Below are 24,427 nucleotides of genomic sequence, written 5' to 3'. Positions count from 1 at the left end.
TTATCATGCCATGTCATCCCGAAGTGCGTCAATAATATTTTCTTTCTTAATCTTACTAACCGCATACAGCATTGTAATAAACACGATTAAGATCACCCCCGCCACGCTGACTGTCATACTTTTCCACGGGAATATGAACTTGAATTCTCCACCGCCAAACGCCATTCCACCATAAATCAGACATGAGAAGATTCCTGCAATAGGCAATCCCCAAAGCATCGTCCGTACTCCATAGAAAACACATTCAAACCGCATCATCTTATTAAAGTCCCGCTCCGACATACCTACTGACCGAAGCATTGCTAATTCCTTCCTCCGCAATTTGATATTTGTGGAAATAGTATTGAATACATTAGCAACTGCAATCAATGTGATCATCATGATAAAAACAACAGAGAACAGATTCACAATGAATACCATATTCCGGTTTTCCTCAAGTATCCCATAAACATTGTACAAAGTATACTTATCAGCAGTAACTCCGGCACTATTAATCATCTCCCTCATCTGCCTTACGGACTGTCCGGGATTCTTGGATTTGAAAGTCATGCCGAGTTTTACAGGTTCTACAACCGCATCTAATGCATCAAACTGCGCCTTTACCCGATAAGGTGCAATCACCATAAGCGAGTATGCTGTCTGCTCACTTGGCTTCGCGGGCAGAAGATCCGGATAATCCTTTACAAATGTGGCACGAATCGTCTTCGACTGCTCCCCGGATTCTGAAGCAAGCGTGAATTCCATCGGCTGCTCCTGCATATACCACTTTCCGGGCAAAAATCCTGCCATGACCATACTGTCATCCTGTCCGCTGTATTCCTCCTCAGACAGTCCGTTCCTTTCCAGGAAATCCCGATAAGCATCATCTGCAACAGACTGCATATCCAGCCTCACCTCCACCGTGTCACTCTTTCCGTCATAGCCGATAGCTTTTCCATACTCTTCCAGGAAATGACTGGTCAGATCCGCCGTATCCAGCACACAGGAATAGGTAGAAAGAGCCTGGTAGGAACTCTCATAGACTCCGGTGGCAATTTTAATACTATCATAGAGCCGTAACAGTTTATTTTCATCCATTTCCCTTGTACTAAAGCAGATGTCATAATCTTCTACTACCACGTCAGAATTCTTTGCCAACTGCCCCAGATATATTCCGAACGAATCTGCCGATACGAACAATACTACGCTCAAACTAAGTGAAAGAACAATACTACGGTAACGCTGCTTGTTACGTTTGAAATTCTTTAATGCCAGCACCCCTTCCAGGCCGTAGAAATGCTGTGCAAACCTTGATATTTTCACAGTCTTGGCTTCCATCTTAATCTCATTAGTCTGGCGGATACATTCCATCACAGACATGTCCGACGCCTTCTTTGCCGGAACATATGCAGAGATCAAAACTGTAACCATACTTACAACTGCCGAGATAATCAGCATAGGAACAGACACTTTCAATTCCAGCGGTACATTATCATACATAATGTTCGCAAAATTCTTTCTCACAAGAGAAATCACGAACTGAATACTTGGAATCCCGATCAATATCCCAAGCGGTATGCCAACCACACCGATACACAGCCCCTCAAACAGAACCGAACTTCGCAGCTGCTTCGCCGTTGCCCCCACCGACATCAGAATTCCAAACTGATGCGTACGTTCATTCAATGAGATATTGAATGAATTATAGATCAGGAACACTGAGCCCAGCATAACCAGAACAACCAGAATACCTCCAACCGCACACAACAGAAGTGTGAATATCTTATTGCCCGAGACTCCCATAAAACGCAGCACATCATCATTCAGCACATAACCATGACTATCAGATATATCATCCGTATAAGAATGCACCCGGTAGGGATTCTTAAGAGTCACAAATGCCGTCAGACTATCTGCAGCCATCGTATCCTCTGTCGTAATCAGTGTATAACCAGGTGCAGAATACTCCTCAATCGACGGACGCTGACAGATGCCAACCACTGTATAAATCTTCTCCTGAGATACTGTAAGCGTCTCTTCTCCGGCGCAATACGGATCATGCTGGTCAAGAATCTGGCCGTCTCTCATACGGTTACCGAATGCAAGTTCAAGCGTATCCCCCAGCGCAATCTGTACCCCGCCATTGGATGCAAGATGCTCCGGTATTACAACTTCACCGCTATTCCTGGGAAGTCTTCCGGAAATCAGGTTGACAGGCAGCGAATCCAGGGCATCTTCATTCCATCCGGTCAGGAAAAGATAGGGCTTATCCGGATTCTCCCCTCCTTCCAAAAGTGCATAACCGACATTCTGCAACGCCACAACATTTTTTACCCGGCTATTTCCTTCCTGCTTCATCAAAAATGCAGAATCCGCATCCGGGATCTCAACATGCCAACTGCCATACTTGGCAACCGCACCATTTATCATATAATTCTGTAGGGACACAACAAACGTAGCAACACCCGTAATAAGGGCTGCAGACAGAGCCACGCCAATTACTGTCACAAGTGTCCGGGTATGGTTCTTTTTCAATCCCTGCAAGGCAACTTTGTTGAAAATATTCATGAACGTGCCACCTGCCTCTCATCCCGCACTACTTTACCATCTGCAATGGTAATAATACGTTCCGCCTGCAAAGCGATATTTTCATCATGAGTGACCAGAAGCAGCGTCTGCCCGTATTTTTTATTACTCTCTTTCAGTAGTTTGATGATCTCATGTCCATTGCGGCTGTCCAGGGCGCCTGTTGGTTCATCAGCCAGCATAACCGCCGGTGCATTCATCAGCGCACGCCCGATAGCAACACGCTGTTGCTGTCCGCCTGAAAGCTGGTTTGGAAGATGCGTCTTCCGATCCTGCAATCCCAGCAAATCTAACAAATCATTCAACCGTTCTTTGTTCACTTTCCGCTTATCCATCAAAATAGGCAACGTAATATTCTCCACCACATTCAATGTAGGAATAAGATTGTTAAACTGATAGATCAACCCCACCTGACGTCGACGGAAAATTGCAAGTTTCTCATTATTCCCGGCATAAACATCCTGCCCATCCAGATAGATTTTCCCACTGGTCGGCTTATCTACACCCGCAATTGCGTGAAGAAGCGTGGATTTACCCGAACCAGAGGAACCAATAATAGCGGTAAATTCTCCTTTTTCAATGGTAAGCGATACATGATCCAGCGCAATCACCTGATTTTCTCCTTTGCCATAAACCTTGCACAGATTATCAACTTTCAAAAACTCCATGATGTGAGCCTCCTTTTTTTGTAAATATTCAGGACTGAACTTCTGAACTTACCTTTATGATAGAACCTCACACTTACATATTTGTGACTTTTTGGTGAGAGATTCGTCACTTTGGGAAACGAATCGTAAAAATTGCACCGCCCTGTTGATGATTTTTTGCAGTGATCGTTCCACCTTGACGGGTAATAATCGTCTTGCAAAGTGCCAGTCCGATTCCATACCCTGCCGTCTGTGAATTCTTCCCACGATAAAATCTGTCAAACAAGCAAAAAAGTTCTTCCTTTTCAAATCCTGCACCATTATCGCAAATGGTAATCTCTGTATACAACAAGGTATCTTCACAGGCAATCTGAATTCTTCCATTATCTCCTGCACTTTCCATACAATTTTTCAGAATATTTTGTATTGCCTCAGAAAGCCAGCCCAAATCACCGGAAATCTCTATTCCTTCCGGGATATCCGTCTCTAACGTAATATTGTGCAATTCCATACTAATCAAAAATGGACGAATTGCAGCTCTTATCAGCCCGCTCACATCAACCTGTTCATTTCGGAACTCCACAACCCCTGCATCCAGACGGGATAATTTAAGCAGAGAAGTGAGAAGCCAGTCCATCTGTCCAAGCAATTCTTCTGTTTCCCGCAGCAGATCTCTCCGCTCATTTTCATCAGGAGTATTCTCTATCAATGACAGAATCAGGTTTACCGAAGTAAGGGGTGTACGGAGCTGGTGTGCAACGTCGGCAAGAGAATCGGCAAGATATTTTTTCTCTTTTTTTAGAGCATCATTCTGCTCCCGGATACGCAGCGTCATCTTAGTAATCTCGCTTTGCAGAATGGATAATTCGCCCTCATCCGCTTCACTGATATACAACCGGTCAGCATTATGAAGTACAAGATCAATCTGATCCGATATCTGCGCAATGCTTCTGTATCTTGCTTTCGTGAATCCGGCAAACGCCATGCCGAAGGCAGCCGCCGTAACAAGCACCAACGCTGCGGCTGCTGGCCGGATCAGGAATCCTCCGATAACCGCAACAACGGTGATTATCAAAAAAAATACCGCAAACTGCCGGATCTCTTTATTCCGAAACATAGCCACCTCCCAACCGGTATCCTGTCCCTCGGACAGTCAGAATAATCTGCGGATTCGCATAGTCATCCTCAACCTTCTCCCGTAATCTCTTAATATAGACAGTCAGCGTATTGTTATTAACGAATTCACCCGCCGCATCCCACAATTCATCCAACAGACGTTCTCTTGTAATAATACTCTTAGGATTGTTAATAAATATCAATAGCAAGCGATATTCCAACGCAGACAGATACACCTCTTTTCCGTTCTTTTTTACAATACCACTGTTGGTATCGACAGAAAGTCCGCCAATCTCAAAGACTGATGCTGCATGTCCTGCTCTTCGTAAAGCATTTCCAATCCGCGCGATCAGTTCCCGTGGACGAAATGGCTTGGTGATATAATCGTCTGCTCCCATATTAAGCCCAGTGACCACGCTTGCCTCATCTTGCGATGCCGTCAGAAAAATTACCGGAATATCCTGTGACTGCTTAATCTCCGTACAAACCGAAAACCCATTTCCATCTGGCAGTGAAATATCTACCAGCGCCAGATCAAACCGGTTTCCGCCAAGCAAAGAGACGGCCTCCTGCTTCGTAGGCGCATGAATAACTGCAAATCCTTCCGAGCAAAGCAAACGTCCAAGATTCTTAGCAATCTCCTTATCATCTTCAACTAAAAATATCCGTTTCACTAATTTTCACCATCCTTTGAAGAATTAAGTCCTATTATATCCCACCCCCGCCAATATGACAACGCCGCTAAATGTGTTTTCCTTTACACTCTCCTTCCACAAGTGTTATACTAAAGACAGAAAAAGACCTTTACAGAAAGGGGGCCAAATATATGAGTAAACGAGTAATTACAATCGGAAGAGACTTTGGAAGCAATGGACGAATCATCGGCATGGCTCTGGCAGAAAGACTGGGGATTCACTGCTATGACAAAGATCTGATCGAGATTGCGTCCGAACAATTAGACATCCCTTATGAACAATTAAAGCGTGTCGATGAAAAGCGCGAAAAACCATGGGCATATCAGGTAGATAAAGATTCTGGCCTGGACCGCTCCTATCGTTATGAACACATCGATCAGAAACTCTTTGAAGCAGAATGCGAGGTCATAAGAAGCCTTGCCGAACGGGAAGACTGCATCATCGTAGGCCGCTGCGGCAACTATGTACTGCGGGATTATGAGCACTGTATGCATGTCTATCTCTATGCTCCGTATGAGAACTGCATAGATACCGTTATGAAGCGTTATTCTCTAGATGAGAAGAATGCAGAGCGGCTCATTCGCAGGGTAGATAAAGATCGGGATTATTATTATAACTACTATACGGATGAATACCGAGATGATATGGTGAATTATAATCTGTGCCTGAATACAAGTGCTTATGAGATAGATGAACTGCTGGATATACTGGAAAATCTTTATAAAAAGTTATAAGCACCCTAAAGATGCAGGGAATTCCTATCATAATTTTATCAACAGGACTATATAAGAACACTCTCCAGTCAGAATATTGGGCCGGAGAGTGTTTTACATAATTTAATAATATTCAGTTCATCTGTTTACTCACACATCCATGCTAAGATATTGCCCCATAGCACCGGATAATATTCCCAGTCACAAAACTCAGGTGAAGCCCAATGTGGCGAGCAATCTGTTGCGAATGCAAACGTCTTTCCTTTTCCGTACTCTCCTAATACAATCATCGGATCTTCTTCGTATTGTACCGGAACAACTGTCCCTTCTTTCGCAGTCAGTTTATTATATCCCAGAATCGGAGGCCATTGCTTAGGCAAGCCTTTCAAGACAGCGTGACTATCCGGTTCTATCTCTATCTCGATTCCATGATACTTCCCTTTTCCTTCGAATCCCTGGAATGTCATATATCCGCCAATCATTCCGAAGTTACCGCCTTCTTCCACATATTTTTTTATCAACTGCAGTTTATCAATATCTTTCTTACATTGATGACAGGTCTGCGGATCATCTCCGTTGGCTTCCGCTTCTTCCAAATCCGCATCATATCTCATGAAAAACTCCATATTGGATTGCCCTGCTGCCATCCACACTTCTCCAACCGCAACATTGTCATATCGGATACTCTCTTCCCTTGAGGTAATCATAAGCGTCAGACAAGCACCTTTGCAATCTCGTCTATTTCCATCCTGACAGACGGTCGCATATCCTCCGACCTCGCATATGCCATCACACTCTCATAAAAGCATCGCATCTCCGGTTCATCTATATATTCCGGCACATTACATGCACAGACCAGCAATTTTCCCACTCCTGCTTGTATCTCGAACAGCCACCCAAGTTTATGATTCCGTTCAAAATTATCAATGATCTGTACAATCGGATGCAGTTGATCTGCCCACTTGTCAAGAATCACCGGACGGCTGTGATACAATAACCTATGCCATTGCCACTGAGCATAATCCTGTGTAGGGAATCCCGCCAACGCAGGATGATTCTTGTCACAGACCATTCCCAATGTCCCCGGAGCCGTCGGATAACCCTTCTTCTCACAGGCTTCCCGGAACATCGGATAGCACCAGAAATCAGGTGCAAAACTCCCCTCCACACTCTGTAATGCATTTCCTAAAAAAAGCACTACCTTCTGCCCTGCTCTCAATGCTTCCTGTTCTCTTTTACCAAAAAGTTCGGAGACCATAACCGTTTCGTCTGCTTTCAGGCTTTTCTTCGAATAATCGGGATAGCACCAGATTGCATACTCATTCATGAATGATCCCATTTTAAGAATCAATGTGAATTGCTCCGCCCTGCGAATACATGGCATTTTCACCTTCACTATTCCAACTGTTGAAAGTTTTCCACAGCCTGCCTTACAATTACCCAGACGAATTCTTTCAAGAACATTCCCTGCCGAATCCTCTAAGCTGCATTCCAATTCTCCTGCCAGATCTTCCGCACCAAAATTATACACCAGAATCTGTACCGTTAATGTCTCGCCCTCCGTCCAGATGTATTTCTTGAATTGTGCCATCAGAATCTGCGGTGCACAGAACTGCCTCCATTTCTCGGGAGTGATCAGTTCTTTGGACTCCAGAAAACTATCAAGAATCCCCACCAACGCCGTGCCTTGCCCCGGGAAATCCTGAAGTCCCAGGAGCTGGAAGCCTCCGATTCCCTCCGTCCTCAAGATTCCCTCTATCTCCTCTCGGTAACACTGTACGGAAAGCATTCCGCTGGAGCGGAAGAACGTCTCAGCCTGTTCTTCCATCTTCGCATCCTGCAGTCTCCTTTGAAAGATTCTCAGATTCTCCGGCGCGAGAACTCCCTGATATTTTTCCATTGTCCCATAATCCGGATAGGTCTGGTACTGCCCCGCTTCATGAACAATCAACGGAACCGGAGACATTTTCACTCCCGATGCATAATCCTGAAGCGTAGACGGCTGCTGATCCGTCTGTAGATAGCCAAGCGGCAGATCTGCATAGGAATAAGATGCACGTACATTCGTTTTCTCATCTGTCCGCATCGTAATGAAACAGTCATCACCAGGACAGAATATCGGATGTTCCAGGAAATTATTCGAACCCTGACAGTAATATTTATCCGCTCTTACACTCCGAAGGTGTGAGATCAATTCTTCATAAGCTTCCAGTTCTCCTACCATCTCGTTCCCGACGGCAAATATCAGAAAAGAGGGGTGGTTGCCGAATTGTTTTACAATCTTCTCTGACTGTTCCCATAGATAATGATTCAATACACGATCACACTCCGGATGCCCTTCCCTATAGAACCTATTTGCAAAGTTAGGCAACTCTACCTGAAAATAAACTCCCAATCTGTCACCTGCTTCGAATGCCGCTTCCGGTGGACACCAGCTGTGAAAACGATAATGATTCATTCCATATGATTTTATCAGTTCGCAGATCTTAAGCCATTCCTCAATTTCCATGGGACAGGCACCCGTATCCGGGAAAATGCAGCAATCCACTGTTCCTCGCAGAGAGACCGCCCTGTCATTGATCACGAATTGGTTCTTATTCGCCGCTTTCTTCTGCAGATATGCCCGAACGGGATAGATAACCTCTCCTTCCACCATCTTGATTCTCACACTTAAGTTATAGAACACCGGAGTGAATTCATCCCACTGAATGCTTAACTTCTCCAGACTGTAGAATGCCTCTAGCCGATTCTCTATAATCTCTGCTTCTATTTCCCGCGTCGGACAGATGACGCCATCACTTCTTACTCCATCTACAGTCATCCGAAGCGTCTTTTGCCTCCCCATGTCGTTTCCAATCTCTGCCTGTATGAGAATCCCCCTTCTCTTACAGTCCCCGAATGTCTGAATGCTCTTCAATCCCTGAACCGGACAGCATAGCAGATACATCTGCCCTAGGATTCCATTCCAATTCGTCTGCGTATGATCCGTGTACTGATGCCCTGCCATAAGGCTCTCCGGAAAATCTGGTTTCCCCACCAGATCATTATCAACTACAATGGTTAGGAAATGTTCTCCCGGCGTCATCACATTCGTCAGATCGTGAATCTGCGGGATCAACGTCTCATGGGAAGAAGACACCTTCTCTCCGTCGATATACACCTCCGTATATTTCGTCCTCTCCAGATAGAGGCTGATATACATTCCTGTCCATTTGTCCGGAATCATAATCTTTCTTCCATAACAGGCTTTTCCTGCAAAAGGATACCTGCGGCTAAGATGCAGCGTCTCTTCCCTGTCAGGAGCATACGCTCCCTTCTTACCAATCTCGGTTGTAGAAGGCAGGATGATCGTATCGTGAAATTCTTCCCCGCTCTTCCATTCCTGATAGAATGCAAACTTCCATTCGCCTGTCAGATCTATCTTTGTCTCCATAAATTTCTCCATTATCTGAATTCCTCTCTTACAATCACGTTCCATAACCGGCATATTTTTCCTTCCGTCATCTTCGGCCATTCCTCCAGATATATCCGATCCGTTCTTCGCAATACATTGACCTTCACAGTCAGACTGGCAGGGAAGTCAAAATATCTCATACTCATCTCCACCGCCTGTCCCGTATAAAAATGATCCTCAATCTTCTCTCCTTCACAGCAGACCTGTACACTGTCACCTGCATACTCCAGACTAATCAGGCAATCTTCTATGTTTTCTCCGTAGACAATCTCCACTTCATAGATTCTATACGCTTCTTCTGCCAGGACCTCATGAAAACGTACGGTCGACTCTCTGCCCTTCACATTGCGTTCATAACAGATGAAGTCATTTTCCTTCCCAGTCCGAACGAACTGTTTGGGAATCACCTTGAGTTCTGGGTAACTTCTAATCTTTGTATGCCTGCCTCCTGTGATTCGAAGATCTCCCGCTTCCTCCCACACGTACTGTTCAGAAAGGATCAGATAATCCCGATCCAATATCACCTTCCATGCATTCAGTGCATCCTGCCTGCTAATATGCAGAACTTCGGCGGGCAGGCTATCTTTCCATTGAAAATCAGGCGTCCAGTCGCCATAGAATACACAGGTCTCACTCTCCCCTTTCAGGATACATAACGGGCTTGCCGCTGCCGTAATTAGTTCCTTCCCCTGAATCCTCATATGATACGGAAAGAATCCATACTCTCCCGACCGGATAGATACCTTGCCAAAGTCCGCCTTCTCTTTACAGCGTCCGATCAATACCGCCTCATGGTCCTTCATCTGACGATGCCGTTGGTAATTATTAAAGAATACATATCCATGTTCATCATCATGCCTCCAGGCGATGCGAAGCGTATCCATATCCTCCGGTGACAATTCCTGATGTTCAATCTCCTCCTTCAACACTGCCATCTCATTTCCAAAATCATTTAAGAACAGGCTTAGAAGTTTTATCTCCTTGTAGACATCCGATATCTGCCCGTACTGGCGGATCGGCGCCTGAAAATCATAATTAATCTCAGGGAGGTCACTGGGATATCCAGTCGCCCTGCTCTCTTGTAAAGAAGAGTATCTTCCTTTTGGATTACTTCCGCCGTGATACATGTAATATCCAAGAAGCGCGGCACCTGATCCCAGTTTGCACAGCGACATGGCTCCTATATCCGCACCTTGTATCACCGGTCTTCTGTGATGCGTAGGCTGCAGTCCTCCACCAAGTTCTGCCAGCAGGTAAGGATATTTCCCGGCATCAAAAGATAAGGAATCTTCGATCTGATAATCAGAAGCGATTCCAGCATCGTTTCGCCTACTGCTGAATACATAATTTTCATTCGCCTCTATCTCGCAGATCCTTTGATCCCAGGGCGCGTCACAATAGCATCCCATCACCGGAAGCAGACCTCCGGTCACAGCCCCTCCCCAGCCAGTTGCCGTATAGAGCGGAACATCGAATCCAATTTTCTTAGCCAGGGTTGTCAAAGCGCGCATATGAGCCTCGCCCTCTTCTCCCCGCAAACCTCCTGCATGTCCATATTCATTCTCAATCTGTACTCCAATAATCGGACCGCCGTCCTGATGTAAGAATCCTTCAATCTGCCCATAGACTTTTCTCCAGAAGATCTCGACATATTCCAGATAGGATTGATCATTGCATCTGAGCGGAATCTGCTTTTTCAGAAGCCAGTCCGGGAATCCGCCATTACGCACTTCTCCATGCGCCCATGGACCAAGCCGTAAGAATAGTTTCAATCCTGTTTTCTGGCATAATCTTACAAAGTTTCCCAGATCTCTGCAGCCTGTAAAGTCGAATTCTCCTTCTCCCTCTTCATGATGAATCCAGATCACATAGGATGCTACAATCTGAATTCCACCTGCCTTGATCTTACGCAAAGATTCTTCCCAGAACGTCTCACGAAACCGGCTATAATGCATCTCTCCCATCACGGGAAACCACGGCTTCCCATCCTTTATCAAATATTGGCTGTTATATCTATCATTCATAGTGCCTCCGAATCATCCCTATTCCTGCATGGAATCCTCTCTCTTACCATTCCACGCAGTCATATGTTATGATATCAATTATATTGCCTTTTCCCACAATAATAAATGATGTATCATTTCATTTGATGGACAATCCTATTCTCTGTCAGATAAATAATAAAAGAAATTTATAGGATAGAAATTATCTCCAAAATAGTGTATGCTAGAGGCTAGGAAAAGAAAAAACAATAAAAGAAAAGATTATGTCATTGATTAGCAAAGATGCTCGGTGTCAGCAGGATCACCCTGCGATATCAGAAAACAGGATAGAGAATCCTACCACATATAATACCATTCAAAGATGGAAGCCCCACTGGGATTGGGTAGATCATTGCCAGCGATACAGCCCATGGGCACTCAGTGCAAATTCGCGATCACAAGCCGCACTAACATAATATCCTTCTGACTAGAAATGCCTGTTTTCAAACTTATACTTTAGATTTGTATGTCTGTCGAATATCATAAGTGCCGACTTACCCTTTAAATATCCCATAAGGCTTGAAACACTCATCTTAGGCGGAATACCGTAAGAATTTAAAATCTCTGGGATGATATAGCGCAAAACACTCCAGAGTTTAAATGGCAGTCACACATTCATTATTCTGCTTCTCAGTGTTTCTACAGAATAACGCCTTAAAAACAGTTCTGATAAGTGGCTGGATAAAGAACATCTGCGTAAAGAATGCAAATGGGAAGTTGAAGCATACCAATTTAATCCAGTTTGCAAGCAATGTTATAAGATTGAATCCTGAGTAATACGGATAATATAGCCATGCAGCAAGAAAACTCATTGCCGGACACATCAATCCAACCGTTGCGCAAATAATTGCAGACTCGAACATAACAGGATGCGTCTCCTTAGGATCAAACACTTTGGCTGCAAGTTTAAAAGAACAAGGGCTTCCCATCAGAATCTCCAGTAAATACGCAAGACAGAATTCTACAAGAACAACTGCCCAGATTGGCAGGAATCTTCCAAACATATAGACTCCTCCCTGAGTGTTAATCGCGCTTAATACGCTGGATTCTCCTGTCAATGACATCAATGTGCTCCCATTTACGACATATAAACTGTAGAAAATATAAGCATGTACTGTAACCAGTACGGTAAGGAAGGCGAAAACCATCCTCTGAAATTGATTTTTTGGCATAATAACCACACTCCTTCATTATTCTCTCAAAGACCTACAGGACCTGCCACCTGCAGTTCCCTCCGGATGCTTTGACCGCAAAAAAACACATGTATTACCTGGCGAATCTGTACGGTGTACACGTTCCGTGATCAGATTTACTTACCATAGGTAATACATGTGTCGTTTACGGTCTTCACATTTTATCAAAAAGGAATTTTTTTGTCAAAGATTTTTCTTGTACAAAATCCAGTACAAAATATCTTTGTAATCCTGCTTATACATTCGATAATCATCCTTAGAATCTTTGTCCGCATTTTGGACAATATTCAAAGTCTTCTGTCGTAGTAAAACCACAGTTGCCACATCTTTTATAGCATGAACCTGTCCAATCTACTCTCTGCAGATGCTCCTCACATATCTCTACATCTTCCCCTTTCTCAATCCTTCTCCCAATCTCCGGATTCAACCGATAAACCGTATTACAGCATGTAGTCCGGACAAAATATTGGCGATTCCATTTAAAACAGGGAATGAAAAATAAAGAAAGTACCGTGTATGTCATAAATACAGCATATTGCCCATAAGCACCACAGCGATTACAAATGACTACCTGATGATGTTTTAGTTCTTTTCTCCCGTCCGTAATTCCCATCATAAAAAACATTTCTCTACCACTCCATTATAATCTACTTTCGATAAATGACTTGAATCAAAGCATAGATTCCTGCAATTATAACCAAATAGAAGATCATCCAAGGAACAGAATATTTATGTATCATAACTGCTCCTAGTATTGCTCCAAGCAATACTATTGTTCCACCACTGGTAAAATTAAAACCATTAGGCGTAACGGTCAATACCGGATGTATCTTTCCTTTTTTCTGTAATACCACAAAAAGCAATCCTATGACTGCTACCAAACTGCAAAAAGCAATGATAATCAGATCCATCTGTTCCATATTCGTTCCTCCTCGAAATTCATGATAACTGCCTCATAAAAATCGCGAAATACTTTCTCCCGATCCAATTCACATTTCTATAATCAAAAGAACCCTTTGTTTTAATTTACATGTTTCCTATAGATTCTGGAAAGTTCACCATTCATATCGTTCATCATCTGATAAAATACACATCCATACTTTTCATATAATCCAGTATGATTTGTTGATATAAAAATATCTTGTACTTTCTCGGATTTAGCAATTTTCTCAATTTCCTGAAATAAATACCCTACATAACGATGTCCTCTATATTTCGGGAAAGTATACACAAATCCTATCCATGGAGTTAACTCTGTCGGTTGTATATCATCCTTCTCCGCATAGGTACAGAATGAGATGAGTTCATTTCCATTTACGAGCATCAGTACTTTTGAATTCTCACCCACAGCATTTTTAAACTTGTTTTCGCTTAATAGTTCATATAGATATTGCCCAGCTCTCCAGTCGCTTTTTCCTATTTGAAACAACCAATATTCTGGTCTGTCGCAGTTAAAATACTCTATTACTTGCATCTGTAGTTCCTCCTTATCAACCTAATCGTATTAAAATACAAACTGTAATTCCATAAACGAGCCCAGAATTTCCAAAATCGGAATATATTCTGAATCTATTTCAAATTGTTTTACGTTGACCGCTTCCGTAAACTCATCAACAATATGTATTGTCGGGGCAGATATCATCCTGGCGATTTCTTTGTCTCCCTGTGTAAAAGTTATTATTTCTTTTCCGGATATATGAATCGGCAAATATCCCCTTACCTTCAGTATATATTCCGTTTCTTTCCATTGTAATGCAAATACTTCTGTATGGTTTTCCGACCTTCCATAACGCGTTAAACCCGGAACTAATGTCGAATCATAATCAAATTCACTTCTTATATTGCCATATTGTTTTGAAGCAATATCTATCGGATAATCCGGAACTACCAGGGCGCTCATCATATCATTCGATTTTTCCCCGATTTCGTTAATCTGATCTGCTCTGACATACTTCCATAACGTTGCGCCTGTGAAACTCAATCTATATAAATAGTAAGATTGCATGATTTCTGCCTCCTATTCAACTTCTCACGTCCTTACACTCATTTTATGGCTATTCCGATTTACTCCAAGCCATAATAAACTCTTTTTCGTTCGTACTATCATCGATATTTTCAGATTGAATCACAAACTGTTCTCTCTGATAAAAAACGATTGCCCGCGTATTCTTTTGATAAACACTTAATCTCATATTTGATTTAATTTCTTTCACATAATCCAATAATTGTTTTCCAATGCCTTTTGACTGAACGGCTTCTTTTACAAAGATTCCCGCAATATAATTGTCCATTAATCCGATGAATCCATCTATTTCTTTAGTCTCATCATCTACATACACGTATATTTCTGCTTGTGGCAATGTATCTTTTACCATCGCATAATTACTCATCCAATATTCTTTTGGTATGAAGTTATGTGCTTTGATGTTTGTATCAAGCCATATCTGTATAACAGCAGTTAAATCATTTTCCCTAAATATTCTTATCATATTTCTCCTCTACAACTTCTAATTAGCCCAAAACCCTTTTAGCGCCAGATTCCCTTGCCAGCCTGTATCATCTGCATTCGTATTTACATCAATGGTGAAGAATCTATGATTATATCTGGTTTCTGCCCCTCATGAGCCTTCCACTGGCACTCCATGATCTGCATATGAGTAAATACCGCCTTGAACGAGGAATCCTCCGGTGAACAAGCATAAATACCAAAAGTAATTTTTCCGCCACCTTTAAACATATGGCATATTCGCATCTGGCTAAAGACCACTCCATCAGAAGAACATTCTATACAATAATCATCCTCTCTTCTGCTGAAACGATACCACATGGATTTGATAGACGCATCTATCGCCGTAGTAGCCCAATCTGAATATCCGTGATTGGTTACCACACTTCCCAAATGCTGATATTCATTATTTTCATATTCTACTGAACCCTTTAACCAATTTTCACTGTCCAAATACATAACTATCCCACATTGGTCGAATCTATGATGGCTTTCAGTAAAGTCTGTTTTTACGACAAAACTAAAATATTTTTCATCCGTTTCTATCTGTAAAACCGGAGCATTATCATTTTGAAAATGATAATATGTCTTTTGCCACAAATCCGTATGCGGCTTTGTAACAATTTCAATTTTATCATCACATATTTTGTAACTTTCCGGCTCACGTATCCATTTAAAATTATTCAAATCCATGTTCACAATCCTCCACATATTTGCAATTTTTTCATATATATCTTCGATTTATCTGGTTTTAAAAACTGTATTTAAGCAACCTGTTCTATGCGGCACTTCTGGCATAGCGGATATTCCGCAATAAAAGGTGCTATTTTCTCTTTCATTTCAGAAAAAGAAGTGCCATAAAATAGAGAGCAGTATATGTATTCCCTTCCCAATAACTATACATTCTGCCTATTCCTTCTATCGCTTGTTCCATTCGTTCAATCACATAATTTATATCACAGGTCTGATAAATTTCAGCAGGTAAATCAACTCCGTTTGAATAATATGCATATTTCCTGCAAGGCATCTTCTAACTCAAATCTATGTTTTGGTTGGAATCTGGCGTTCAATTTTAATGTTAAATTCATGCGTTACCCCCTTGTCAATTGTATCGCTATCACGAAAATCCCAATCCCCAAAAGAGTAAGTGGAATCCCCAGATATAATGGCAATTTAATATTTTTCTCATCATTGACAATCGCATACTCCGGCTTGTCTATGTAAACCCGCAATTCTACCATATCACCTTCTCTGTATTTGGAAGCCGGAATAATCTCCATGCCTTTTCCATACTTAGACGATTGTAATTTTCTCCTCTTTCCTGCCATTATTCTATAAAAATAGACGGATTTACCATCGGTACTATAATCTGGCAGAGTTGTCCATCCAAATCATAACCGTAATAACTATTATAAAAACCGTCTCCAAAACCGGAAGCGACCATAACCATCTTATTACCAGTGTCGGGATTCGCCCATTCGATGAAATCCCCGCCCTCTCTCTGGTAAGCCGGCAATGCTTTATAACTTTCTGCAAAATAAACTGCAAAATAATCATCATAGTGATTACCCTCCGGATTGGATTCATGCCATTTATCCAGGAATGCTCTATATTCTTCAGCAACTTTCACATCACAAAATGCCATCATTCCGGCATCAACAGGGAAGCCTTCCATAACACCATCCTTGAACTTAATCCCTGTGGAATCCGTAGACGCCGTCTTCTTATATTTTACAGCCTTTGCATCTGTAATCTTCAGTTTCGCCGTACACATACGGATACCAATATCATTTTGTCTGCATATCGAGACCTCCACAGGGTATTTGCCGACAGGAATACTTTCAGCCAAAACAGGGGAGAACTTGACACTTGGCAAATACGCCAACGGATCCGCTACCACAATCTGGCCTGTAGGACAATCTATCTCACCAACCGTCAGGAAATATCTGCTTTCGGATTTTATGAACTGACTTTCAATCTCTTCTGCGCTGATTTCTTCTTGCGTTCTGAAGTCCGTGTTCATTCTGAATTTCGTCTGAAAATCTTCCTGTTCACGTGCTCTTTCTATCCAGTAAGTGCGAATCGCTTCAACCATCGCAGTAGCATCTTCAATAGATGTCTTATCATTGTATTTTCCCATGTTACTGTAAATATGCCCGCAATGTTCCAGTTCATCTCCTTCATAGCCACCACAAACCGCCAGCATCCATTCGCCCAAGCGCTTTGCTTTAAACCTGAAGACATAATAATGTAGACCATGTAAATCAAATTCTTTCGTACACTCTATTTTTACGGGAACTTTTCCAAGTTCATTGGGATGTGATAGCCATTCTATCATTGATTGTTCGGCTGCTTTGCGTTGTTGCATATTCATGATTTTTGCCTCCTTTTTATCCGTTATTATTTATTTCTACTTTGCAGACTACTCGTTCTTGAAATCCATATGTTTCTAATACTTTCAGATTTTGACTCCGACAATCTGGAATTAGGGGTTTCTATTGCACTGTAAATCCAGTCCATTCTATATGGTTATATTGCATAACATCTTCTGCTTTTTTCATACCAAGTTTCTCATAAAATGGAATAGCATTTTCATTTGCTATCAGATATACGGCAATATTCTTTTCACCCCCTGCTTTATCATGTGCAGTCTTCATAAGTTGACTACCAATCCCTTGCCCCTCATAATCTCTGTCAACCCCTAAATCTGTCACATAAAGCCAATATACATAGTCTGTTAATCCAAATAAAACGCCCACGATTAAGCCATCCTTATTTCTTGCAACAAGACTTATCGAAACATTGTTTACAAGTTTAGATATTCTTTCCGCAAACCGTTCTTTTGGATATTGTGAACCTAAATCCGTCCTTTTCAAAAAATCAATATATTCCTCCGCAGTTATTCGTTCCTCTTTTATTTCTATATTTTCGCTCATGTTATAAACTCCACCTTACCTACTCCGCCAAAAGTTCCTGTTCAATCTGTCTGGACAGTTCATCAAAACACCCCTCTCACTTTCCCGCTCCTTGGTGCTGTCTTCACTGTACAGTCTCTGAAACAGTTCTACACAACACATACATTTTGACGAAGTCTAGGACACAGCGCTGCTGGAATTCTTCTCTTGACCAGCAATCGTCCACTCCCCATACTTCACGCCTTCCTGGCAGTTCTTATGCTCTCCGATCATCTTTTCCATCCATATCATATCATACCAGGTATCGAACTTATACCCACTATTATGAAATGTCCCCACGAAACGATATCCCATCTTCTTATGAAAATGATAACTGTCATTGCTTAGATGTTCATCCTCTTCTTTGGAAATCGCTATACACGCATTCATATTCAGAACTCCCATACGACGCAGAGAATCCTCTAATGCACCATATAACAGACTTCCAATCCCTGTCTTTCTTGCGTCTTTCCTCACATAGACCGTCACTTCCACAGACCAATCGTATGCTTTCCGATCCTTGAATTTATCAGCATACGCATATCCCAGGATTCGATCACCTTCTACTGCTTTGATATAGGGAAAACATGATGAAATACGCCAGATTCTTTCCCGAAATTCCTCCGCCGAAGGGACTTCATATTCAAATGATATGGCCGTATCACGGACATATGGCGCATATATGGAAAGAAGTTCTTCTGCGTCTTCTATATTGACTCGCTCTATTTTTATCATTGATTTTGACTCCTCATCTTTCATTTTTTTCATCACCTTTTCTTAACTCGACTTACGTTTTCCACCACTTCTACAGTATATCACAATTTATCATGATGAGGCTGAGTCCTTCCTTCCATTCTTGCGTTTTTTTCATACATGATCCAAAATATCTTTCAGCACTAACATCGTATCCAATTCACTAAACTGATATTCCTGCTCTATTTCATCCAGTATAACATTTAGCCTCCGGGCATAATTCGGAATATTCACAACCTCTTGATATTTCAACAGAATCGGATATTTTTCCCCCCATACATTTGTCCAGTCGATATACGTTGTATAATATCACCCTCCTCTTCGACTGCCGGATATCCGGAACCGTTTCATCCGTCTCCCATTTTGAAATGGTCTGCCCGCTCTACCAATTATAATGATCAAATATGCACGTTTTTTTACAAGAGTTTCTCAACTACTCATCCCCATACTGCCTCGCCAAAAGCACATTCGCGCAATCTCCAAGACATTCCCTTATGATCCGCATCTCCAATTCTTGCCTGTGTCTGAGATGTACGATCAGATCCTCGAATCCCTGGACATGATGTGCCTTTCCATACGGCGACTCCCTCAGATACCCCAGCATCAACGGATACCACCACTGATTTCCCTGCTCATCCGAACGTTCTTTCCGAATCTGCATGATCGTTTCCTCAACATTCTCACTATAAAGATAGTACAGCCGGAAATCCTTTTTTGGCATTACACGCATTAATTTCTTATAAAATGCGCAGATTTGGTCATCATTCATCTGCTGGAACAGAAGCAATTCCTCCATAATGTTCTGAAAGAAAGCACACTCAAACAGATTCCCTGCATTTTCTGTCGGAAGATTCCGATACCGTTTCAAAATAATACGCTCGAAATCATCCCTTTTTCTTCTCCCGTTATAGATCTCGAACTGCTCCATATACTTATGGAATCCCGGTTCATCCGTAAGGATACGGGTATATGCTACAATGTAATGCTCCTCTTCCCTGGTCGTCCACCGCTTTATCTCTTCCGTCAACGAGGGATACCGGCGAACCGCCGCTGCATATTCATTCTTCGTCATATAGGTACACCATGACAGTTCCACCGGACAATAATCTCCTTCCCGGAATACATGGTATGTTGGATATCTCTGTGATAATCTCTGCAACAGCGTTGTCTTGCCCATTCCTTGAAGACCTTCTATAAAAATATTCATACACATTCTCCTATTTCATTCTAATCGTCTTCTGCTTTTCATCTGCTTTCTTTTTTATTTCAATAGTTTTTGTTGCAATCTTCTCCCGGAATCTTTCATCATGTTCCACAACCAGCATCGTCGGATGATATGCAAGCAACAATCTTTCTATCTGCATTCTCGAAAACACATCAATATAGTTCAGCGGTTCATCCCAGATATACAGATGTGCCGGCGTAAGCAGACTTGCCGCGATCAGAACCTTCTTTTTCTGTCCTTCAGAATAATCCTCAATATTTTTTGCGAACTGAACTCTTTCCATATCTAATTGCCGAAGAATGGCACAGAACAGGCTCTCATCCAGATTCCGCTTCTTGCAGAACTCTTTGATACTGCCATGTAGAAACGAGATATCCTGATTAATATAAGAAATCCTTAACCCGGATGCAATCCGAAGTGTTCCGCTTTCTCTCAGACTTGCTTCCCCTGATAGACTCATTTCCCCTGCCAGCCTCTTTTTTTCCGTCAGATCCATCTCCTCTGCCAGATATAATTCTCCTCCATACTCCGTCTGACATAGTCCATGTTCTGCATCTGCTGCCTTGTATAAAATAGTTTTGATCAAACTCGACTTGCCGCATCCATTCGCACCTTTCAAAAATACACGCTCTCCTTGATAAATGTCAAAATTCAACCCATCAAAAAGAACATCCGCTGCATCTGTATATTTCAAACCATAGTGATCCGCCATAATCAGCATCTTCTTATAATGATTCATGGGCAGCATCTTCAGATTCACTGGATTCTCTATATCCTGCAGCAGCCCCTCCTTCTCTTCGATTTCCTGGTGAATTCGCACCTCCATCTGCTTCACTCTGCTTTGCATCTTCTTAGTCTTTGCTCCAATATATGCCCTCGTACCTTTACATCGGTCAGGCTCTTTCACCGGATCAAACCCTATCTTTGTACTTTCATTTTTGTCTGCCCATCGTCTCGTCCGTTCACTGGCCGCCCTTAATTTGACAATCTCCTTCCTATGCTTCTCATTTTCCATCTGAGCAAATGCATCTTTGCGGCTCTTATTCTCCCACCAACTGGAGAAATTGCCAGACTGCACCTCTATCGAATGTCGATTCAGCACTAACACATGATCAATACAGGCATCCAACAGATCTCGGTCATGAGATACCAGTATAAATCCCTTTTTCTTCGCCAGATATGCCTTGACCATTTCTCTGGATTCCTGATCCAGATGATTGGTCGGCTCATCAATCAGCAGGAAATCATTTTCCCCGGAAAATAGTACTGCCAGCATAACCTTCGTCCGTTCTCCAAGACTGAGCGTATCAAACGGACGGTACAGAACCTCTGCATCCAGCCCCAACTTGTCTAACTCGCATATGATACGCCATTGCTCACATCCCAGTTTTAATTCTTCCACGAATTCTGCAGCGGGCAGATCCAGATATTCACTTTTTATCCGATATGGGAAATAATCGAAGACTGTGTTCATGCTGATAGAACCTGTGTATTCGTATTTTCCAAGCAGCAGATTCAAAAAGGTCGTCTTCCCTTTCCCATTCCTCCCGATGAATCCCAGTTTCCAATCCGTATCAATCGAGAACGATACATTTTCAAATATATGATCCGAACTTCCCTCATAATAAAAAGTGAGATTATTTACGTTTATTTGTGCCATTCTAATTCCTCCTTAAACTGCTGCCAAAGGAAGTTATGCCGTAAATAACCTCAAAATATATAGAACTATTCATTTTTCCATCTACAGGACCTGCCACTGACAGTTCCCTCCGAATGCATAGCAACCAAAAAAGAGAGGTTATGAGAACATAATCCACTTTTGGCAACACAAAATATATATCCTCCTGTCTATGCAGGATGATATGAGTAAGCATTTCATGTTTTCAAAAGTAAATTATCTCCTCATCTTTTCACCTCTCTCTTTTTTCACATGGCTTCATTATAAGGTGGAAGCAGTCGTTTGTCAATCGTTCTTAAGCCTTCCCTTTTCAACATTTGGAGCGATAAAATCATTATATGCATGCTCCCACAAAGTTTTCGAACCACTTGCAGTATTCTGATTCCTTCCAAGCACCTGACTTAAGTGGACTCCATGCTCTACCCAGCTCTTTCCATCCGTCGCCGCATTCAGCATCAACGGCTGTATACAATCCATCGTATGGGCGAATCTTGCTTCCGGCGTCTCCCATGCCTCGAATTCATCCCACAGTGCACGCATCTTCTCCCCTTGATCTTCCGGCAATAATCCAAAGATCCGATCTGCCGCTGCCACTTCACGCTGCCGTTTCGTCTGATTTCCCTCCACATCATATGCATAAGTATCACCAGCATCAATCTCAACCAGATCATGAATCAACAGCATTGTCACGGTCTTCAATACATCAATCTGTTCATTGGCATACTCGCTTAAGAGAATGGTCATAATCGCCATGTGCCAGGCATGCTCTGCATCATTTTCCTTCCTTTGGGCATCCGTCAGATACGTCTGCCTGCCGATGAATTTCTCTTTGTCGATTTCCCTGAAGAAATCAAATTGCTGTTCTAATCTGCTCTTTTCCATATCTTTGTTCACTCCTCTTATTTATTTTAATTCCGGAATTTCATCCGCCTTTTTCGCATTACCAATGTCACGCCCAAACATATTGCAATATACGTCATCCAGAATACAAGATATGCGATCAACGGATGAACAATCATCGGATATGGGGCAACCAATCCCACTACTAATAGATTATAAATAACGGAAAGAGGTATAAATACCAGCATCCAAATATTAATCACCCAGAAATAAAACGCTCCCTTTGCCTTCGTATTCTTCGCTGAATCCAGCATCCCAATTCCATACACCATACACCCCAGAGCCATGAATACCAGACCTATCACAATTGCTGTTGCAACCTGCCTTTCATACCACACGGCACAAGTAATGATAAGACCTATGAAATCAAGAACTGTTGCCACAATAACGAAGATATTCGCATCCGTCTTCTTCTCCGATTGTTCTGTTGTCTCAATCCCCTTCAAAATATAATCCGTTGTTACGTCGAAATATTCGCTCATAAGGACAATCTTCTCCAGATCCGGAAGACTCTGCTCACTTTCCCATTTGGATACCGCCTGCCGGGATACTCCCATCCTGCCAGCCAATTCTTCCTGGGAGATTCCTTTCATCTTTCTTAGATTCTGTATTCTGTCTGCAATATTCATACTCGACACTTCCTTTCATTTTGATAGTGTCATACTACTCTTTCCTTTGGTTGCATTGCTACCAAACGCTGGTTGAATTATGTCAACGGCTGGTTGCTATTGCTAATCATACCCATTCGAGCATCCTAGTTTATCTTTTCCATATAACAATTCTCTAACAGTATTCCCGAGCAATCATTCTTCCGGCTCCTCCCAATACTTGTTCACATGCTCTTTGGCATCCTCTAAAGATATCGAATACTTCTTTTCGATTTGACTGATTACCTCTTCTTTTGCTACTTTAAATTCCTTATAAGTACCTACTAAAATTCTTATTCCCTTTTCAATACCTTCTTCCCTTCCTTCTTCCCTTCCTTCTTCTTTTCCTTCTTCCCTTCCTTCTTCTCTTCCTTCTTTGTAAATATCTTCCAACGCTTTACACATATTGACCTTCACTCCCTTACCCTTCTTTTCTTCTACATCTGCTTTCAACTTCTTCCGAGAATGCAAAAGTTCTCGAATCGCCTGATAAGTCTCCAAATCTACTTCTGAAAAATACCCTCTATTCGCTTCGATATACTGTAACAATTCATCTTTCTGATTTCTATATTGTAACATGCCGAAAATCACTTGTAAATCGCTCCTAAACTTCTTCAAATCCCCCATATTCCCCACATCAATAAGATTAATGTGATAATTTGCAATATATTTTTTGACCACATCCTGATCACGCAAAATATCTCCATAATAAAACATATCATAAAAAACTAACATGGGAATTTAATGTAGAAAAGTAGATTTTCGAAAGTGTACGGCAAAGCAGAAGCGGATGGCTGGCTCTGAAACCGGGACGTTTCGTTAACAAGGTGTAAGCGTGAGAATCCCCGTAAATTGGCAACCGAGTACACTCACTCCGAAATCTTGATGATTTCGCAGTCAGAGTACTCTTTCGCCTTTGACGTGAAGTCAAAGACTCATGCCAATTTACGGGGATTCTCACGCTAACGCCTTGTAAAACTTACTTAACGGTCCCAGAGCCAGCCATCCGCTTCTGCTTCGCCTGACATTTTCGGAATCTCAGAGTTTTCTCCACCGGGAGGATTCCTGGCGGAGGATGCGTGTGGAACGGTGTTGGATGGGTAACAGATTGGGAGTGGAACAGATTTATATTCATAAAGTATACAGAAGTTTTCTTCTTGGTCATTACATACCGCAGAACGCTTCTTTTTGGGCAAGGTATGCATAAATGCGTAGATTAACCTGCAATTTGCACCATATTACATACTGCAGGACAAGTTTATTGTGATAAGGTATGTAAAAATACATGGAAATACACTTCTAATCGCCCTATATTATATACCGTCGAACATTTTCATGC

25 protein-coding genes and 1 pseudogene are annotated in these 24,427 nt (G+C 42.1%); 1 reads left to right on the top strand and 25 read right to left on the bottom strand.

All coding sequences use genetic code 11. The features are described from left to right. Positions 1–3 precede the first annotated feature (3 nt). The 4 genes from ACQRBN_RS09855 to ACQRBN_RS09840 all read right to left on the bottom strand — a co-directional run bounded on the left by ACQRBN_RS09855 (position 4) and on the right by ACQRBN_RS09840 (position 5,002). A complete protein-coding gene (locus tag ACQRBN_RS09855) occupies positions 4–2,547 on the bottom strand; it encodes an ABC transporter permease (RefSeq protein WP_427738795.1) in 2,544 nt (847 codons plus the stop codon). Beyond that, complete coding sequence (locus tag ACQRBN_RS09850) at positions 2,544–3,233, bottom strand: ABC transporter ATP-binding protein (RefSeq protein ID WP_427738794.1); 690 nt, start codon at positions 3,231–3,233, stop codon at positions 2,544–2,546. The genes ACQRBN_RS09855 and ACQRBN_RS09850 overlap by 4 nt, the downstream gene beginning before the upstream one ends. Before the next feature lie 106 nt (positions 3,234–3,339). Continuing rightward, entirely contained in the window at positions 3,340–4,329 is a 990-nt protein-coding gene (locus tag ACQRBN_RS09845; protein WP_427738793.1) for a sensor histidine kinase, read from the bottom strand. Next, complete coding sequence (locus tag ACQRBN_RS09840) at positions 4,316–5,002, bottom strand: response regulator transcription factor (RefSeq protein ID WP_427738792.1); 687 nt, start codon at positions 5,000–5,002, stop codon at positions 4,316–4,318. The genes ACQRBN_RS09845 and ACQRBN_RS09840 overlap by 14 nt, the downstream gene beginning before the upstream one ends. Positions 5,003–5,154: 152 nt before the next feature. Here ACQRBN_RS09840 and ACQRBN_RS09835 point away from each other — a divergent pair, with 152 nt between their 5' ends. Further along, positions 5,155–5,757, top strand: a complete 603-nt coding sequence (locus ACQRBN_RS09835; protein WP_427738791.1) for an AAA family ATPase — start codon at positions 5,155–5,157, stop codon at positions 5,755–5,757. 125 nt (positions 5,758–5,882) lie between these two features. Here the strand turns inward: ACQRBN_RS09835 and ACQRBN_RS09830 are convergent, their stop codons facing one another. From ACQRBN_RS09830 to ACQRBN_RS09730, 21 genes and pseudogenes are all read right to left on the bottom strand, one after another. Beyond that, positions 5,883–6,443 carry a glutamine amidotransferase gene (locus ACQRBN_RS09830; protein ID WP_427738790.1) on the bottom strand — a complete coding sequence of 187 codons (561 nt, stop codon included), beginning with the start codon at positions 6,441–6,443 and terminating at the stop codon, positions 5,883–5,885. Between the two features lie 5 nt (positions 6,444–6,448). After that, complete coding sequence (locus ACQRBN_RS09825) at positions 6,449–9,169, bottom strand: sugar-binding domain-containing protein (RefSeq protein ID WP_427738789.1); 2,721 nt, start codon at positions 9,167–9,169, stop codon at positions 6,449–6,451. Positions 9,170–9,180: 11 nt separating this feature from the next. Next, the gene (locus tag ACQRBN_RS09820) at positions 9,181–11,214 is read right to left on the bottom strand and encodes a beta-galactosidase (protein ID WP_427738788.1); all 2,034 of its coding nucleotides are present in this window, start codon (positions 11,212–11,214) and stop codon (positions 9,181–9,183) included. 448 nt (positions 11,215–11,662) lie between these two features. Beyond that, positions 11,663–11,776: pseudogene (locus tag ACQRBN_RS09815) on the bottom strand (transposase); the annotation flags it as partial. Between the two features lie 52 nt (positions 11,777–11,828). Further along, positions 11,829–12,404 (bottom strand): hypothetical protein, encoded by a 576-nt coding sequence (locus tag ACQRBN_RS09810; protein ID WP_427738787.1) that lies wholly within the window; start codon positions 12,402–12,404, stop codon positions 11,829–11,831. Between the two features lie 277 nt (positions 12,405–12,681). After that, positions 12,682–13,050, bottom strand: a complete 369-nt coding sequence (locus ACQRBN_RS09805; protein ID WP_427738786.1) for a zinc ribbon domain-containing protein — start codon at positions 13,048–13,050, stop codon at positions 12,682–12,684. Between the two features lie 22 nt (positions 13,051–13,072). Beyond that, complete coding sequence (locus ACQRBN_RS09800) at positions 13,073–13,345, bottom strand: hypothetical protein (RefSeq protein WP_427738785.1); 273 nt, start codon at positions 13,343–13,345, stop codon at positions 13,073–13,075. A 101-nt stretch (positions 13,346–13,446) separates the two neighbouring features. Beyond that, a complete protein-coding gene (locus ACQRBN_RS09795; protein WP_427738784.1) occupies positions 13,447–13,899 on the bottom strand; it encodes a GNAT family N-acetyltransferase in 453 nt (150 codons plus the stop codon). A 30-nt stretch (positions 13,900–13,929) separates the two neighbouring features. Beyond that, on the bottom strand, positions 13,930–14,430 hold the full coding sequence (locus ACQRBN_RS09790) for a hypothetical protein (protein WP_427738783.1): 501 nt from the start codon (positions 14,428–14,430) through the stop codon (positions 13,930–13,932). Positions 14,431–14,479: 49 nt separating this feature from the next. Then, entirely contained in the window at positions 14,480–14,914 is a 435-nt protein-coding gene (locus ACQRBN_RS09785; RefSeq protein ID WP_427738782.1) for an N-acetyltransferase, read from the bottom strand. A gap of 83 nt (positions 14,915–14,997) precedes the next feature. Further along, positions 14,998–15,624, bottom strand: coding sequence for a DUF1349 domain-containing protein (locus ACQRBN_RS09780; protein WP_427738781.1), 627 nt, complete (start codon positions 15,622–15,624; stop codon positions 14,998–15,000). Between the two features lie 398 nt (positions 15,625–16,022). Beyond that, on the bottom strand, positions 16,023–16,259 hold the full coding sequence (locus tag ACQRBN_RS09775) for a hypothetical protein (protein WP_427738780.1): 237 nt from the start codon (positions 16,257–16,259) through the stop codon (positions 16,023–16,025). Further along, on the bottom strand, positions 16,259–17,305 hold the full coding sequence (locus tag ACQRBN_RS09770; RefSeq protein WP_427738779.1) for a DUF4241 domain-containing protein: 1,047 nt from the start codon (positions 17,303–17,305) through the stop codon (positions 16,259–16,261). Before ACQRBN_RS09770 ends, ACQRBN_RS09775 begins: the two co-directional genes overlap by 1 nt. Positions 17,306–17,426: 121 nt before the next feature. Further along, entirely contained in the window at positions 17,427–17,867 is a 441-nt protein-coding gene (locus ACQRBN_RS09765; RefSeq protein WP_427738778.1) for a GNAT family N-acetyltransferase, read from the bottom strand. 156 nt (positions 17,868–18,023) lie between these two features. After that, positions 18,024–18,620, bottom strand: coding sequence for an N-acetyltransferase family protein (locus ACQRBN_RS09760; RefSeq protein ID WP_427738777.1), 597 nt, complete (start codon positions 18,618–18,620; stop codon positions 18,024–18,026). Between the two features lie 132 nt (positions 18,621–18,752). Further along, entirely contained in the window at positions 18,753–18,890 is a 138-nt protein-coding gene (locus tag ACQRBN_RS09755; protein ID WP_427738776.1) for a hypothetical protein, read from the bottom strand. A 181-nt stretch (positions 18,891–19,071) separates the two neighbouring features. Further along, positions 19,072–19,845: a hypothetical protein gene (locus tag ACQRBN_RS09750; protein WP_427738775.1), complete on the bottom strand. Its 774-nt coding sequence runs from the start codon at positions 19,843–19,845 to the stop codon at positions 19,072–19,074. Positions 19,846–19,855: 10 nt separating this feature from the next. Beyond that, complete coding sequence (locus tag ACQRBN_RS09745) at positions 19,856–21,523, bottom strand: ATP-binding cassette domain-containing protein (RefSeq protein WP_427738774.1); 1,668 nt, start codon at positions 21,521–21,523, stop codon at positions 19,856–19,858. A 303-nt stretch (positions 21,524–21,826) separates the two neighbouring features. Next, entirely contained in the window at positions 21,827–22,423 is a 597-nt protein-coding gene (locus tag ACQRBN_RS09740) for an HD domain-containing protein (RefSeq protein WP_427738773.1), read from the bottom strand. Between the two features lie 26 nt (positions 22,424–22,449). Then, positions 22,450–23,070 carry a helix-turn-helix domain-containing protein gene (locus tag ACQRBN_RS09735; protein WP_427738772.1) on the bottom strand — a complete coding sequence of 207 codons (621 nt, stop codon included), beginning with the start codon at positions 23,068–23,070 and terminating at the stop codon, positions 22,450–22,452. A gap of 174 nt (positions 23,071–23,244) precedes the next feature. Further along, the gene (locus ACQRBN_RS09730) at positions 23,245–23,667 is read right to left on the bottom strand and encodes a Yae1 family protein (protein ID WP_427738771.1); all 423 of its coding nucleotides are present in this window, start codon (positions 23,665–23,667) and stop codon (positions 23,245–23,247) included. Positions 23,668–24,427 lie beyond the last annotated feature (760 nt).

Source organism: Bariatricus sp. SGI.154, from assembly GCF_050313795.1.
GTDB lineage: Bacteria > Bacillota > Clostridia > Lachnospirales > Lachnospiraceae > CAMBRQ01.
The sequence above is the reverse complement of the archived record's forward strand: the minus strand, read 5'-3'. Positions and strand labels throughout refer to the sequence as shown.